The following is a 14,402-nucleotide window of genomic DNA, read 5'->3' on the forward strand; positions in this document are numbered from 1 at the left end:
TGATGAGACCCGCTGCCGCACCGCACATCCATGATCATCCTAACTCCCGTAATCGCCCCTCGATAAACCGCCGCTCCGGCACTTGCTGTGTCAATTCCAGCGCCCGTTCATACGCGGCTCGCGCCTCATCCACCCTCCCCAACTGCCGGTAAAACTCTGCCCGCGCCGAGTGCGCCAAGTGGTAATCCAGCAACTCGCCCCGCGCCAGAATCCCTTCGATCAACGTCAACCCGGCCAACGGGCCATCTCGCTTGGCCAGCGCCGCCGCGCGGTTGAGTTCGATCACCGGTGACGGCACGGCCCGCAGCAGCACATCATACAAACCGACAATCTGCGGCCAGTCCGTCTCCGCCGCCGTGGGCGCTTCGGCGTGCACCGCCGCAATCGCCGCTTGCAGACAATAAGGCCCGAAGCGCCGTGTCGTCAGCGCCTGCTCCACCAGTGCGCAGCCTTCGGCAATCAACTCGGCGTCCCACAACGAGCGATCCTGCTCGTCCAGCACAATCAGCTCGCCGTCGGGAGAAGTCCTGGCCGGGCGCCGGGACTCATGCAACAGCATCAGCGCCAGCAGTCCCATCACCTCCGGTTCGGGTAGTAACTCCATCAACAACCGACCGAGACGAATCGCTTCGCGCGTCAGGTCTTCTCGGGTCAATTCGTTGCCGATAGACGCCGAATACCCTTCGTTGAACACCAGGTAAATCACCCGCAGCACGCTGTCGAGACGTTCGGGCAGTTCCGCCAGGGTGGGCACTTGATAAGGGATTTTCGCGTCGCGAATCTTGGCCTTGGCCCGCACGATGCGCTGGGCGATGGTGGCCGGTGCCGAGAGAAAGGCCCGGGCGATTTCTTCCGTGGTCAGGTCGCAGACTTCACGCAGGGTCAGCGGCACTTGGGCGTCCGCCGCCAGTGCCGGGTGACAACAGGTGAAAATCAGCCGCAAGCGATCGTCTTCCACATCTTCATCACTCCAGTCAGCCTGCTCCAGCGCTTCCAGTTGAGCGATCAACATCGGCCGGGATGCGTTAAAACGCGCACGCCGACGTAACACATCGATGGCTTTGAAGCGCCCGGTGGACACCAGCCATGTACGCGGATTGTCCGGCACACCGTCACGCTGCCAGCGTTCGACCGCGACGAAGAACGCCTCGTGCAGCGCTTCTTCGGCGAGGTCGAAATCGCCGAGCAGACGGATCAGGGTCGCCAGAATCCGCCGTGAGTCTTCGCGGTAGACCTGCTCGACTCGCGCCCGTACCGACTCGCCAGGCATCAGTCCGGCATGCCTTCAGTCACCAGCGTCTCCAGCCGATCGAGGCTTTGCCCCCAACCGTCATGAAACCCCATGGCCTCGTGCGCCTGACGATCTTCTTCGCTCCAGTGCATGGCGCGAGCGGTGTAGAGGGTTTTGCCGTCCCGGTCTTCGAGCGTCACTTCGGCGGTCATGAACGGCTTGCCGGAGGGAATCCAACCGGGAAGGAAAGCGTCGGTGAACACCAGACGCTCCGGGGCGACAATCTCCAGAAACACGCCCATGGTCGGGTACTCGGAGCCATCCGGCGCCCGCATCAGGGTGCGAAACTGACCGCCCACCCACAGGTCCATTTCGCACTCGGGCGTGGTCATGCCGTGAGGCCCCCACCATTGGGCGAGCAGCGCGGGCTCGGTCCAGGCGCGGAAGATTTTGCTGCGCGGCGCATCGATCAGGCGACTGATGGACAGCTCGAATTTGGCCGGTTTTCGCTGGACGGATTGCGGACTCATGAAAGAACTCCTGTTGTAATTGTTATTTTAGGGATTCAACTGGCGAACGGGCCGCACCTCGACACAGCCGACCCGGGCCGCAGGAATGTTGCCGGCGACCTGAATGGCTTCATTGAGGTCCTTGGCATCGATCAGGTAGAAGCCGGCCAACTGCTCCTTGGTTTCAGCGAACGGGCCATCGGTGACCGACATTTTGCCGTTGCGCATGCGCACGGTGGTCGCGGTCTGTACCGACTCCAGCGCTTCGGCGGCGATCATCCGGCCGCTGCCCTGGATCGACTCGGCGTAAGCCATGCACTCGGCGTCATTGGGGCTTTCGGGCAGCGAGTGCAACTCGTGCTCGTTACTGTAGACCAGGCATAAATACTTCATGGGGACTCTCCATTCTTTGGGGCTCTCCATCTCTTGGAGCTCTGCCCTGATCGAACTGATCAACTATGGCTGCAGATGGGTGCTTTGGCGTTGCTTTCCGATAAACAGCCCGACGAATCAGACCGACCATCAGGGTTCCAGATTGAACAGCGCCGCGCCGCTCGTCATGTCGAACGGTGCCGACCAGTGCTCGTGAACGATCTGCCATAGCCCCGCTTCCTGGCGGTAGCACGCGGTGACGCGCATCCAGCAAGCCTGGGTTTCACCCTTTTCATTGGTGCCGCCGCAATGCGCCAGCCAGTGAGCGAAAGCGATCTCCTGCGACGGCACGATGTCGATCTCGTGGAACTCGAAAATGTGCGGGCCAGGGCACATCTCCATGCATTCCTGCCAATGCGCACGGTAGGCCGCCTTGCCCTTGAATTGCAGGGCTTTGACCGCGTCGAAGGAGACGATGTCGTCGGCGTACAGGGCCATGACCTTCTCCACGTCCTTGGCGATGACCGCCTGGCGATAGTTCTCGATCAGGTTATGGATTTGTGTCTGAGCATTCATGATGGTTCTCCGTGTTTTTTTGTTGAAGACACCCTTAGTCGTCTGGCGAAAAGCCAAATCGACAACCGAAATAAAAATAATCCATGGGTGCAAATTCGCTAGAATCCGAGGCTCATTTCCGTTGGAAAAAGGACACTCCAGTGACTGCCCGACTCGTGCCTTACGAAAGCCTGAACGCCTTGCAGCGCCAACAGGTCGAGGCGATCGAAATCCACGCCGAACAAATCAAATTCTCCGGCGACATTCATGGTGCGTTGCACACCTTGCTGTCCAAGCCGGGCCCTGGCGTCAAAGGCTTTGCCCTGCTGGCGGAGGATGTTCCGGTGGCCTTCCTGCTGCTCAAGCGCCCGCCGGTGCTGCCGGCCTGGGCCGATGAACACAGCGCCACTCTGCACGCCCTGCAAGTCGATCGCCGCGCACAGGGCAAAGGCTATGGCAAAGCCTGCCTGCAAGCCCTGCCCGAGGTTGCGCGCCAGGCCTGGCCGGAAATCAAAGGGCTGGAGTTGTCGGTGGATGCGGACAATGAGTCGGCCATCGCGCTGTATGCCAAATATGGCTTTGTCGACAGCGGCGAAGCGTACAAAGGCCGGATCGGTTACGAGCGGCGGATGGGGCTGGTTTTCTGATTCGTAGAGGGATGAACGATGTTGCATTCAATCGAAGCGCTGGAAGCGATCTACGGCCTGCCCCATGACCGCGCAGTGCGCAAGCAGATCCCGTTTCTGAACGAGGACTATCAGGCGATGGTCCGCGCCTCGCCACTGGTGATTATCAGCTCGGTCGGCCCCGACGGCATGGACGGCTCGCCGCGTGGCGATACGCCGGGTTTCGTGCGGATCGTCGATGAACGCACGCTGGCGATCCCGGATCGACCGGGCAATAACCGCATCGACACGCTGCGCAATGTCGTGCTCGATTCGCGAGTATCGCTGCTGTTCATCATTCCGGGGATAGGCGAGACATTGCGGGTCAATGGCACGGCGCAGATCAGCGCCGAGCCCGAGTTGCTGGAGAGTTTTGCAGTCAACGGCAAACCGGCACGCACGGTGATGCTGGTGACGGTGGAAGCGGCGTATTTTCACTGTTCGAAAGCGATGGTGCGTTCGGATGTGTGGAACCCGCAGAAACACCTCGAACGCTCTGCCCTGCCGACCGCCGGGGCGTTTCATAAGCGCCTGAACGATGGGCAGTTCGATGCCGAAGCGTATGACCGGGAAGCACCGGCGAGAGTGCGCGATAGCCTCTACTGACACAACGACTCACCACTGTGGGAGCGAATTGTGGCGAGGGGGCTTGCCCCCGTTGGGGCGCGAAGCCCCCCTAAAAACAGTCACCGCGATCTTGAATTAGAAAGCGGTGACTGGTTTTACGACTGCTTCGCAGTCGAACGGGGGCAAGCCCCCTCGCCACAGAGCCCGCTCCCACATTAGATCTGCGAACCGCCACAATCCTTTGAACACGGGCTGTGGCGGTTTTTTATGGTCACTGGAATTTCATTAAAACCCTGCTGTACTCAGCCAAGGTTATGGAGATGGTTCTGTAGTCCATCTGCTGGATGCACAACGACAGTGTTATCTCGACAGGGGAATTCGCTATGTCTTTGTTCAAACGCTCGGCTACAGAATTGGTGGGGACGTTCTGGTTGGTGTTAGGGGGGTGCGGCAGTGCGGTCCTGGCGGCGGCGTTTCCGGACGTGGGGATCGGTTTGCTGGGGGTGTCCCTGGCATTCGGTTTGACGGTGCTGACGATGGCCTTCGCTATTGGCCACATTTCGGGCTGTCATCTCAACCCTGCGGTTTCGGTCGGGCTGGTGGTCGGCGGACGATTCCCTGCCAAAGAACTGCCCGCCTACATCATCGCCCAAGTGATTGGCGGGATCATCGCAGCGGCTCTGCTGTACTTCATCGCCAGCGGCAAACCGGGCTTCGAACTGGCCAGCGGCCTTGCATCCAATGGCTACGGCGAACACTCGCCAGGCGGCTACTCGATGGCGGCGGGCTTTGTCAGTGAACTGGTGATGACCGCCATGTTCATCCTGATCATTCTCGGCTCCACCGACAAACGCGCCCCGGCCGGACTGGCGCCCATCGCCATCGGCCTGGCGCTGACCCTGATCCACCTGATCTCGATTCCGGTCACCAACACCTCGGTGAACCCGGCCCGCAGTACGGGCCCGGCGCTGATTGTCGGCGGCTGGGCGATTCAACAACTGTGGCTGTTCTGGCTGGCGCCGATTCTGGGTGCAGTCATCGGCGGCGTGACCTATCGATGGCTGGGTAAAGAGGACAGCTAACAAGGGACATAACGCGAAGATCAGCCTTGTCGATAGGGCAAGGCAGTCTTCGCTTCTTCTGCATACCCCATGACCCGGACACGCTCGCGCTCAAGGAAGTCTTTCACCGCCGACTTCAAGCCCGGGTGGCGCAGGTAATGCCAGGAATGGGTGATCACCGGTTCAAAGCCACGAATCAACTTGTGCTCGCCCTGAGCACCAGCGTCAAAACGTTGAAAGCCGTTGGCAATCGCGTAGTCCATGCCTTGATAGAAACAGGTCTCGAAGTGCAGGCGATCGAACTCCGCCAGGCAGCCCCAGTAACGACCATAAAAACTGTCGCCACCGACCAGACTGAAGGCCATGGCCACCGGTCGTGAGCCTTGTTTAGCCAAAACCACACGAATCGATTCCGGCATGCGCTCGGCCAGCAGACTGAAAAACTCTCGCGTCAGGTACGGCGATTGTCGACGCACCGCGTAGGTATTGGCGTAGCAGGCATACACAAAGTCCCACTGCGCCTGATCCAGTTGTCGTCCTTCCAGCCATTCGAAGTCGATGCCCTGCCCCGCCACTTGCTCACGTTCCTTGCGCATTTGCTTGCGCTTGCGCGAACTGAGGGCGTCGAGGAAGTCCTGAAAATCCCGATAACCACGATTCTGCCAGTGGTACTGACAGCCAATGCGCTGCAACCAGCCTGGCTGTTCGGCCAATGCCGCGTCGGTGAATGGATCGGTGAAGTTGATATGGGCGCTGGAAAGTCCTTCGATTTCCAGATAACCCGGCAGGCTCTGCAGGAGCTCGAAACCGTCCTCGATCGTCTCCGCCAGCAATCGCGGCCCGCTGACCGGGCTGAAGGGCACCGCCGTCAACAACTTGGGGTAGTAGTCGATGCCGGCACGCTCACAGGCTTCGGCCCAGGCATGGTCGAACACATATTCGCCGTAGGAATGCCATTTGCGGTAACTGGGCAGCGCGGCGATCAGCCGATCGCCTTCAACATGCAGCAGATGCTCGGGCTGCCAGCCGGAATGCGGGCCGAGGCTGCCGCTGTCTTCCAGCGCGCTCAGAAAGGCATGACGCAGAAACGGCTGAGTTTCCGGTACCAGCGCGTCCCAGGTGTGCGGCGCGATTTCGGACAGACTTTCCAGACGTTGCAGCGGCATTAGCATCCCAACCATCATTTTCTACAGATGGGACGAGTATCGCTTATCTGATTGCCTAACCCGAAACAAAAAAAACCCCGCCAAGGCGGGGTTAAAACGAGAGGAGCTTTAACGGATGAAGAAAGAGCTCGTACAGCGTTTACTGCAATTTAGAACACGTATTGAGCGCGGACCACGAAGCCGTCACCGCTGTCATCACCGGTACGACGTGCCGGGGTAGTGCCGCTGGCAGCCGTGGCATTGGTCACGTTGTCCGTCTTGGCCTTGAGGTAGGCGCCAGTGATTTTCACCGCTTCGTTGGCGTACCAGTTGACACCCAGGGTGTGCACTTGGGCTTCGGCATCGCCGACATCGCGGGTCAGGCTGGCGGTGGTGATGTTGTCGTCTTCGACGGTCAGGCTGTCGTAACGATAGAACAGCTCCCAGGCGCCGATGGATTTGTTGGCTGGTTTGATCGCGTCGAACTTGCCGACTTTATAGCCACGGGCTTCGCCGGTGAGGGTGTAGGCACCCTGAACGTAGAAACCGTGACCCTTGATGTCTTCAAGGTTGCTGGCATCGGCCTTGGTTTTGCGGGCGACGTATTCACCCTGGATCGAGGCCGGGCCCATAGCGAATGCGGCTTCCAGGCCGTAAGCGTCGTCACGGTCATAGGAGCCGGCAGCCGAAGTGGAACTGCCGCCCAGCACCGGACGGTTGCCGTTGGTGCCAGCATCGTTGCCGCCGAGGGTTTCCACGCCACGCATGCCCATGCGGGTGCGATAACGCGAATCGAAGGCCGTGTCGGAGACATCACGGGAAGCCACGTTCACACCGAAGTGCAGCACGTTGCCGGCGTCATGCATCGGCGCGAATACAAAGCGGCCGTTGACCTGTTTGACGCTGTTGCCATCGGTATCGTCGGTGTCTTTGCTGAACACGCCGGCGGAAGCGTAGAACGAATCAGCGAAGGTGCTGGAGGCTTGCAGGCCCAGACCATTCTGGTGGCTGTTCGCCCAATCGACCATGTCGTACGCCATGTTGCGTTCTGGCGCAGTGACCCACTTGGAGCTGGTGGCTTTTTCCAGGCCGAAATCCGGGTCGAAACGACCGACTTTGATCGAGACCGGTTTGAAGCCGTTGTAGGCCAACGACGCTTCGTCGAAGTAACCGTTGTCGGAATCACCGCTGTTGTGGGAGAAGTCGTAGTTGATGGTGTAAGCCCAATCCGTGTACAGCACACCAGACAGTTCCAGGAACCCACGACGGATGTAGGCCGCGTCAGCTGTATCGCCGTTTCTGGTGTAGACGCCATCGAACTGGCTGTAGTCAGCCTGCAAGCGACCGCCGAGTTTGAAGCTGAATTCTTTATCGGTAGTGGCGACTTCGAGGCCGCCCTTGGTTTTTACTACGATATCGGCGCCATCAGTGGTGACGGTGCCAGCGAAAGCCTGGGCGGTTACTGCCATGGCCAATGCGCTGGCGGCAAAACCGGCGAAGTGCTTACGGATCATCGAAGAGTTCCCCTAATTGGTGGTCTGTAGCTTGGAAACACGCGGGTCTGGCCCGCTTGTGTTGGGAGGGAATCTTGGAGGCGGGGTATTTCAGCCGGGTTGCTGATAGATAAAGATTTTATGACAAGGGAACTTTTTTACTTCGAATCGAAATAACAGAAAAGCAGCCGCAGGTGATGAGCTGCAAGCCGCAAACTAGAGCGGCTGAAGGGGGGTGTTACGAGAGGGAAAATCTACGGTTTGTTCTTCAGATGCTCGTTGGCAAGCCGTTCAGCCAGCGCATCCAGATCAGCCACAGGCGGCTCGGGCATCACCTTCAGGGTGGCCTGCATCAATCGCATCTGCCGAATGAACCGTCGGCAATTGGGGCAGAACATCAAATGATGCCGCATCATCAGTCGCTCACGAAAACTCAACTGGCCATCGAGATAATCGCTGGAGCGCGCCACTTGTTCCTTGCAGGTCAACATTCGCCGGTTTCCTCAAAATGCTCCACGGTCGCAAAGACCTTTAACCGTGCTCGATGTAGCAGCACACGAACATTGGAGAGCGAGATCTCCAGAAGATTACAGATCTCCTCCAGCTCCAGCCCTTGTCGTTCGCGTAACAGCAAAACACTGCTTTGCAGTTCCGACAGGCTGAGCAACGTATGTTCCAGACATTCGCGCAGTTCGTTTTCGGTCAACAGAGCCTCTGGCGTGTCCTGATGCCAGGCGTACGGCGCCACCAGCCAATGACCATCAGTCGATGAAAAACGATCGTCATCGACCGTGCCGTGAGGCGACGGCAGGTCATCGAGCAAGACTTCCCGGCGGTTTTGCTTGTAGCGGCTTTTGGCCGAGTTGGCGGTGATGGTCAGCAGCCAGGTCTTGAGGCTCGAACGCCCCTCGAACCCGCCGAGATTGCGAACCACCGACAGCCAGGCATCTTGTACTACCTCGTCGACGTGTCGGTTGCCGACGATGGCATAAGCCACCGCGCACATGGCGCTCTGGTAAGTGCTGACCAGTTCCTTGAAAGCCCTCTGCTCGCCCGCCAGCAGGCGTTTGAGCAATAGGGTGTCGTCAGCTGCGGCCATGCAAACCTCGTTTCAGAACCATCTATGTTCCAGCATCAGACAACATCGTGGCGAGGGGGCTCGCCCCCGTTGGGTGGCGAAGCCGCCCCAAATCTGCGGCATCAGTTATACCGAGTGCGCTGGTTTACGACTGCTTCGCAGCCGAACGGGGGCAAGCCCCCTCGCCACAATCAGGCGCACTCAGCGCTTGCGCAGAATCACGCTACCGATCGAGTAGCCAGCGCCGAACGAGCTGAGTACAGCCAGCGAACCGCTGACCAGATCGTCTTGATTCTTGTGAAACGAAATCACCGAACCGGCGGAACTGGTGTTGGCGTAGGTGTCGAGAATCACCGGGGCTTCTTCTTCGGTGGCTTCGCGGCCCAGCAGTTTCTTGACGATCAGGTGGTTCATGCTGAGGTTGGCCTGGTGCAACCAGAAGCGCTTCACGTCGCTGACGTTGAGCTGGTTTTCTTCCAGGTGCGTGACGATCAGCTCGGCGACCATCGGGCAGACATCGCGGAACACCTTGCGGCCTTCCTGGACGAACAGTTTGTCGGGGGCACCGATGCCCTCTTCCGCGGCGCGGTTGAGGAAGCCGAAGTTGTTGCGGATGTTGTTGGAGAACTTGGTCAGCAGTTTGGTGCTGACCACGTCGAACTGGTACTTGGACGTCGCGAGATCCGCACGTTCGATGATCACCGCAGTGGCGGCGTCGCCGAAGATGAAGTGGCTGTCGCGGTCGCGGAAATTCAGGTGACCGGTGCAGACTTCCGGGTTGACCATCAGGATCGCCCGGGCCTGGCCCAGTTGCACGCTGTTGGCCGCAGCCTGGATGCCGAAGGTCGCCGAGGAACAGGCGACGTTCATGTCGAAACCGAAACCCTGAATGCCCAGCGCTTCCTGAACTTCGATGGCAATGGCCGGGTAGGCGCGTTGCAGGTTGGAGCAGGCGACGATCACACCGTCGATGTCTGCGGCGGTCTTGCCGGCACGCTGCAAGGCTTGTTCGGCCGCACCGATGGCCATCTGGCAAAGCACCGACCACTCGTCGTTGGAACGTTCTGGCAGGCGTGGTGCCATGCGCTGCGGATCGAGAATACCGTCCTTGTCCATGACAAAGCGGCTTTTGATGCCGGACGCTTTTTCGATAAACGCTGCGCTGGATTCGGTCAATGCCTGGATTTCGCCGCGCGCGATGGCTTCGGCGTTGTCGGCGTTGAACAGCGCGACGTAAGCGTTGAAAGACTGCACCAGCTCTTCATTGGAAATGCTGTTGGCCGGGGTGTACAGGCCGGTGCCGCTGATGACGACGTTATGCATGGTCGTTTCTCTAATCCGTTCAGGCAGAAAGCGCTGGCACCGACGTACCAACACACAAAGGGTCTATTCCAGGTTCCGGACGCAAACCTGGCATCGCTTTATTCCGATCCGCCCGGCCCGTGAAGGCTCAAAACCGCGGGACTGGCGTTTATAGGCGCGAAGTTTGCCATAAACGCTGGCTTTTGGCGCCTTTTGCTGGAGCACGCGATGTAATGCAGTACCGGGTAGGAGCTGCCGAAGGCTGCGATCTTTTGATCTTTCTTTGTCGCGACACCAAAAGATCAAAAGATCGCAGCCTTCGGCAGCTCCTACAGTAGACCGCAGGAGATCAAGGAGATCGGGGTTTACGGCTCGACCTGGCTCCATTGCTTGTTCAAGCGCTTGTCAGAGATCGGTACCTTGGTCCCCAATTGCTGCGCGAACAGCGAGACCCGGTATTCCTCCAGCCACCAGCGATAGAGTTCCAGCTGCGGATCGCGCTTGCCTTCCTGGGCGTGTTTGTTGGCGCGGGTCTGGTATTGAGCCCAGAGGCCGGACAATTCGCCGCTCCAGACCCGGTCCTTCTGCACTTGAGCGCCGAGTTTTTCGAAACGTTGCTCGACAGCCTTGAGGTAACGCGGCAGTTCCTTGAGCCACGGCATCGGCGTTTCACGCACGAACCCCGGATACACCAGATGGCTGAGCTGCTGCTTGATGTCGTTCAAAGCCACGGCTTGCGCCAGGTCGATCTTGCCCTTGAAGCGTTTTTGCAGGCCGTGCCACAGTTTGAGAATCTCCAGCGTCAACTTGGCCAACCGTTCGGCGTGCTCGGTCCAGCCACCGCGTTTACGCTCGGCCAGCGACGCCAGTCCGGCGCCATCGCGTGGTAATGGGTCTTCGCCGTCGAGAATGCAGCTGTCGAGACTGGTCAGCAGAATGTCTTCCACCAGGCTGTCGACACGCCCCATGTCACGGTACATCAGGCCCAACTCGGTCAGCCCCGGCAACTTGCCGCGCAGGAACTTCGCCGGTTCCGCCAGTTGCTGCATCAGCAAACGCTGCAAGGCCCGGCGATGCTGGAACTCGGCTTCGGCCGGGGTCGAGAATCGACCTTCCTTGACCGTACCGCCCTCTTCCACTAGCGCCGGATACACCGTCATCGATAGCCCGGCGATTTTCTGCTGGGTTTTCTCAGCCACGGCAGCAAAGACTTTCGGCTCCACCGGTTGTTGGCTCTTCGCCGTTTGCGGCACCGCCAACGCAGCCTGACTGGCCTCGGCAAAGCGTGCGGTCAGCTCGGCCAAGTCACGGCCTTCACCAAGGAACTTGCCCTGACCATCGACGATTTCCAGGTTCATCCGCAAATGGCTTTCGACCTGCTGCGAGGCTTCGGCCCACGCCTCATCGCTGACCCGCGCGCCGGTCATGCGCAGCAACTCGCGGCCCAGCGCCAAAGGCAACGAGCCCTCGGCAAACGTGATGCGCTGCAACGCGGCTTTGACGAAGTCCGGCACCGGCACGAAATTCTTGCGCAGGGCCTTGGGCAGGTTGCGCACCAGCGCAATGCACTTGGCCTCGATCACCCCCGGCACCAGCCATTCCAGACGTTCCGGCGGCAGCATCGGCAACAGCGGCGCCGGCACGCGCAAGGTCACGCCATCACGCGGATGGTTGGGCTCGAAGTGATAACTCAGCGCCAGTTCCAGATCGCCGATGTGCAGGGTGTCCGGGTAATGCGCGGCGGTGACTTCGCTGGCTTCGCGGGCCAGCACGTCTTCTTCGCGCATGATCAGCAGCTGTGAGTCTTTCTGACTGTTGACCCGGTACCAGCTATCGAAAGTCGCGGTCTGGTGAATCTCTGCTGGCAGTCGCGCATCGTAGAAGGCGAACAAGGTTTCTTCATCGGCGAGGATGTCGCGGCGACGCGCCTTGGCTTCCAGTTCGTCGAGCTGTTCCAGCAGTTGCTGGTTGGCCGTCAGGCACTTGGCTTTGGATTGAATCTCGCCGCGCACCAGGCCTTCGCGAATGAAAAACTCACGAGAAACCACGGGATCGATTGGGCCGTAATGCACCGGCCGACGACCGACCACGATCAACCCGAACAGGGTGATTTGCTCGAAAGCCACGACCTGACCGCGCTTCTTCTCCCAGTGGGGTTCGAAGTGGTTTTTCTTGATCAGGTGCCCGGCCAGCGGCTCGATCCAGTCAGCGTCGATCTTGGCGACCATCCGTGCGTAAAGCTTGGTGGTTTCCACCAGTTCGGCGGTCATCAGCCATTGCGGACGCTTCTTGCCCAGGCCGGATGACGGGTGAATCCAGAAGCGCCGCTGACGAGCACCGAGGTAATCGCCGTCTTCGGTTTTCTGGCCGATCTGGCTGAGCAATCCGGAGAGCACGGCTTTGTGCAGTTTCGGGTAATCCGCCGGCTCTTTGTTGAGGCTCAACTGCATGTCGCGGCAGATCAGACTCAACTGTCGATGGGAGTCGCGCCACTCGCGCAGGCGCAGGTAATTGAGGAAGTTCTTGCGGCACCAATTGCGCAGCGGACTGGCCGTCAGGGCCTGACGTTGTTCTTCGAAGCCACGCCACAGATTGACCAGCCCGGCGAAGTCCGAGTCCACGTCTTTCCACTGGGCGTGGGCTTGATCGGCGGCTTGCTGACGCTCCGGCGGACGTTCGCGCGGGTCCTGAATCGACATGGCACTGGCGACGATCAGCACTTCCTGCAAGCTGCCAAGTTTCGCCGCTTCCAGCAGCATGCGGCCCATGCGCGGGTCCACCGGCAGCCGCGCCAGTTGGCGACCGAGCGGCGTCAGCTGACTGTTGCGGTCCACCGCCGAGAGTTCTTGCAGCAGGTTGAAACCGTCGCTGATGGCTTTGCCGTCAGGCGGCTCGATAAACGGGAAATCGGTGATCTCGCCGAGGCGCAGATGAAGCATCTGCAGAATGACTGCTGCGAGGTTGGTACGGAGGATTTCCGGGTCGGTGAATTCCGGGCGACCGATGAAATCTTCTTCGCTGTAGAGGCGGATGCAAATGCCCGGTTCGACCCGCCCGCAACGGCCTTTACGCTGGTTGGCGCTGGCCTGGGAAATCGCTTCGATGGGCAGGCGCTGAACCTTGGCGCGGTAGCTGTAGCGGCTGATGCGCGCGGTGCCGCTGTCGATCACATAACGAATGCCTGGCACCGTCAGCGAGGTTTCGGCGACGTTGGTCGCCAGTACCACGCGACGCCCAGGGTGCGACTGGAAAATCCGCTGCTGCTCGGCCGGCGACAGTCGCGCGTACAACGGCAGAATTTCGGTGTGTTTGAGCTGGGCCTTGCGCAGCATGTCGGCGGCGTCGCGAATCTCACGCTCGCCCGGCAGGAACACCAACACGTCGCCTGGGCTCTTGCGCTCGCTGCGTTCGAACGCGGCAATTTCGTCGAGGGTAGCGAGGATCGCCTGGTCCACGGTCAAGTCATCCTCGACACGGTTGCCCTCCTCATCCTGCTCCAGGGTCAGCGGGCGATACCAGGTTTCCACCGGGAAGGTACGGCCGGAGACTTCGACAATCGGCGCATCGTCGAAATGCTTGGAAAAACGCTCCAGGTCGATGGTCGCCGAAGTGATGATGACTTTCAGGTCCGGACGGCGCGGCAGCAGGGTTTTCAGGTAACCGAGCAGGAAGTCGATGTTCAGGCTGCGTTCGTGGGCTTCGTCGACGATGATCGTGTCGTAGCGTTCGAGGTAGCGGTCGTTCTGGGTTTCCGCCAGCAGGATGCCGTCGGTCATCAGTTTGATCAGGGTGTTGGAATCGCTCTGATCCTCGAACCGCACCTGATAGCCGACCAGCGCGCCCAACGGCGTCGCCAATTCTTCAGCAACCCGGCTCGCTACGCTGCGGGCGGCGATTCGACGGGGCTGGGTGTGGCCGATCAGGCCGTGCTGGCCGCGACCGATTTCCAGGCAGATCTTCGGCAACTGGGTGGTTTTACCCGACCCGGTTTCGCCGGCAATGATCAGCACCTGATGCTTGAGCAGCGCCTCTTTGATTTCGTCGCGCTTGGCGGCGATCGGCAGGCTGTCGTCGTAACGAATCACCGGCAGGCTGGCGCGCCGCGCCAACACCTGATCACAAGACGTCTGCGTGCGCGTCACCCACTGGGCCAGTTTGGCCTCGTCAGGTTTCTTGCGCAGCTCAAGCAACTGCCGCCGCAGCCGGTGGCGGTCGGCGAGCATGGCGTGATCGAGGTTTTTCAGCAGTTTGTCGATTGAAGGCGATTCGTCAGTCATCAGGTACGCAAAAGTCGTCTAGTGGCGCAGGGGGCGGATTGTCGCAGATTTGGCAGGGATTGCGGGTGGTTCTACTGTAAGAGCTGTGTGGGGCTGTGTAGGAGCTGTCGAGTGAAACGAGGCTGCGATCTTTTGATTTTGATTTTT

General features: G+C 59.9%; 13 protein-coding genes. 3 read left to right on the forward strand and 10 right to left on the reverse strand.

Features of this window, described 5'->3' with window-relative positions; genetic code table 11:
* Window positions 1-34: 34 nt before the first annotated feature.
* The 4 genes from JFU11_RS02970 to JFU11_RS02985 form a co-directional block, all read right to left on the reverse strand.
* Window positions 35-1,270, reverse strand: a complete 1,236-nt coding sequence (locus tag JFU11_RS02970; RefSeq protein ID WP_201059719.1) for an RNA polymerase sigma factor — start codon at window positions 1,268-1,270, stop codon at window positions 35-37.
* The gene (locus tag JFU11_RS02975) at window positions 1,270-1,761 is read right to left on the reverse strand and encodes an SRPBCC family protein (protein WP_052966489.1); all 492 of its coding nucleotides are present in this window, start codon (window positions 1,759-1,761) and stop codon (window positions 1,270-1,272) included. The genes JFU11_RS02970 and JFU11_RS02975 overlap by 1 nt, the downstream gene beginning before the upstream one ends.
* A 27-nt stretch (window positions 1,762-1,788) precedes the next feature.
* Window positions 1,789-2,133 (reverse strand): YciI family protein, encoded by a 345-nt coding sequence (locus JFU11_RS02980; protein ID WP_201059721.1) that lies wholly within the window; start codon window positions 2,131-2,133, stop codon window positions 1,789-1,791.
* A 129-nt stretch (window positions 2,134-2,262) separates the two neighbouring features.
* Window positions 2,263-2,688 carry a nuclear transport factor 2 family protein gene (locus tag JFU11_RS02985; RefSeq protein WP_007898742.1) on the reverse strand — a complete coding sequence of 142 codons (426 nt, stop codon included), beginning with the start codon at window positions 2,686-2,688 and terminating at the stop codon, window positions 2,263-2,265.
* A gap of 140 nt (window positions 2,689-2,828) precedes the next feature.
* Between JFU11_RS02985 and JFU11_RS02990 the strand changes: the two genes are divergently transcribed.
* The 3 genes from JFU11_RS02990 (at window position 2,829) to aqpZ (ending at window position 4,981) form a co-directional block, all read left to right on the forward strand.
* Complete coding sequence (locus JFU11_RS02990; RefSeq protein ID WP_123721902.1) at window positions 2,829-3,314, forward strand: GNAT family N-acetyltransferase; 486 nt, start codon at window positions 2,829-2,831, stop codon at window positions 3,312-3,314.
* A gap of 18 nt (window positions 3,315-3,332) precedes the next feature.
* Window positions 3,333-3,938 (forward strand): pyridoxamine 5'-phosphate oxidase family protein, encoded by a 606-nt coding sequence (locus tag JFU11_RS02995; protein WP_123721903.1) that lies wholly within the window; start codon window positions 3,333-3,335, stop codon window positions 3,936-3,938.
* 344 nt (window positions 3,939-4,282) lie between these two features.
* A complete protein-coding gene (gene aqpZ, locus JFU11_RS03000) occupies window positions 4,283-4,981 on the forward strand; it encodes an aquaporin Z (protein WP_123360374.1) in 699 nt (232 codons plus the stop codon).
* Between the two features lie 20 nt (window positions 4,982-5,001).
* Here the strand turns inward: aqpZ and JFU11_RS03005 are convergent, their stop codons facing one another.
* The 6 genes from JFU11_RS03005 to hrpA form a co-directional block, all read right to left on the reverse strand.
* Window positions 5,002-6,126, reverse strand: a complete 1,125-nt coding sequence (locus tag JFU11_RS03005; RefSeq protein ID WP_201087350.1) for a GNAT family N-acetyltransferase — start codon at window positions 6,124-6,126, stop codon at window positions 5,002-5,004.
* A 149-nt stretch (window positions 6,127-6,275) separates the two neighbouring features.
* A complete protein-coding gene (locus tag JFU11_RS03010) occupies window positions 6,276-7,619 on the reverse strand; it encodes a porin (protein ID WP_038979382.1) in 1,344 nt (447 codons plus the stop codon).
* A 233-nt stretch (window positions 7,620-7,852) separates the two neighbouring features.
* On the reverse strand, window positions 7,853-8,089 hold the full coding sequence (locus JFU11_RS03015) for a zf-HC2 domain-containing protein (protein WP_123721904.1): 237 nt from the start codon (window positions 8,087-8,089) through the stop codon (window positions 7,853-7,855).
* Window positions 8,083-8,697: a sigma-70 family RNA polymerase sigma factor gene (locus JFU11_RS03020; protein WP_123721905.1), complete on the reverse strand. Its 615-nt coding sequence runs from the start codon at window positions 8,695-8,697 to the stop codon at window positions 8,083-8,085. The genes JFU11_RS03015 and JFU11_RS03020 overlap by 7 nt, the downstream gene beginning before the upstream one ends.
* A 180-nt stretch (window positions 8,698-8,877) precedes the next feature.
* Entirely contained in the window at window positions 8,878-9,999 is a 1,122-nt protein-coding gene (locus JFU11_RS03025; RefSeq protein WP_201059726.1) for a beta-ketoacyl-ACP synthase III, read from the reverse strand.
* 344 nt (window positions 10,000-10,343) lie between these two features.
* Window positions 10,344-14,255 carry an ATP-dependent RNA helicase HrpA gene (gene hrpA, locus JFU11_RS03030; protein WP_201059728.1) on the reverse strand — a complete coding sequence of 1,304 codons (3,912 nt, stop codon included), beginning with the start codon at window positions 14,253-14,255 and terminating at the stop codon, window positions 10,344-10,346.
* Between the last annotated feature and the right edge of the window lie 147 nt (window positions 14,256-14,402).

Source organism: Pseudomonas sp. TH37 (assembly GCF_016650735.1).
Taxonomy (GTDB): domain Bacteria; phylum Pseudomonadota; class Gammaproteobacteria; order Pseudomonadales; family Pseudomonadaceae; genus Aquipseudomonas; species Aquipseudomonas farris.

Bases quoted from the DNA above. Each gene is read 5' to 3' on its own strand.
- JFU11_RS02970 (WP_201059719.1), bottom strand. From the start codon at position 1,270: ATGCCTGGCGAGTCGGTACGGGCGCGAGTCGAGCAGGTCTACCGCGAA.
- aqpZ (WP_123360374.1), top strand. From the start codon at position 4,283: ATGTCTTTGTTCAAACGCTCGGCTACAGAATTGGTGGGGACGTTCTGG.
- JFU11_RS02975 (WP_052966489.1), bottom strand. From the start codon at position 1,761: ATGAGTCCGCAATCCGTCCAGCGAAAACCGGCCAAATTCGAGCTGTCC.
- JFU11_RS03025 (WP_201059726.1), bottom strand. From the start codon at position 9,999: ATGCATAACGTCGTCATCAGCGGCACCGGCCTGTACACCCCGGCCAAC.
- JFU11_RS03020 (WP_123721905.1), bottom strand. From the start codon at position 8,697: ATGGCCGCAGCTGACGACACCCTATTGCTCAAACGCCTGCTGGCGGGC.
- JFU11_RS03015 (WP_123721904.1), bottom strand. From the start codon at position 8,089: ATGTTGACCTGCAAGGAACAAGTGGCGCGCTCCAGCGATTATCTCGAT.
- JFU11_RS02980 (WP_201059721.1), bottom strand. From the start codon at position 2,133: ATGAAGTATTTATGCCTGGTCTACAGTAACGAGCACGAGTTGCACTCG.
- JFU11_RS02995 (WP_123721903.1), top strand. From the start codon at position 3,333: ATGTTGCATTCAATCGAAGCGCTGGAAGCGATCTACGGCCTGCCCCAT.
- hrpA (WP_201059728.1), bottom strand. From the start codon at position 14,255: ATGACTGACGAATCGCCTTCAATCGACAAACTGCTGAAAAACCTCGAT.
- JFU11_RS02985 (WP_007898742.1), bottom strand. From the start codon at position 2,688: ATGAATGCTCAGACACAAATCCATAACCTGATCGAGAACTATCGCCAG.
- JFU11_RS03010 (WP_038979382.1), bottom strand. From the start codon at position 7,619: ATGATCCGTAAGCACTTCGCCGGTTTTGCCGCCAGCGCATTGGCCATG.
- JFU11_RS03005 (WP_201087350.1), bottom strand. From the start codon at position 6,126: ATGCCGCTGCAACGTCTGGAAAGTCTGTCCGAAATCGCGCCGCACACC.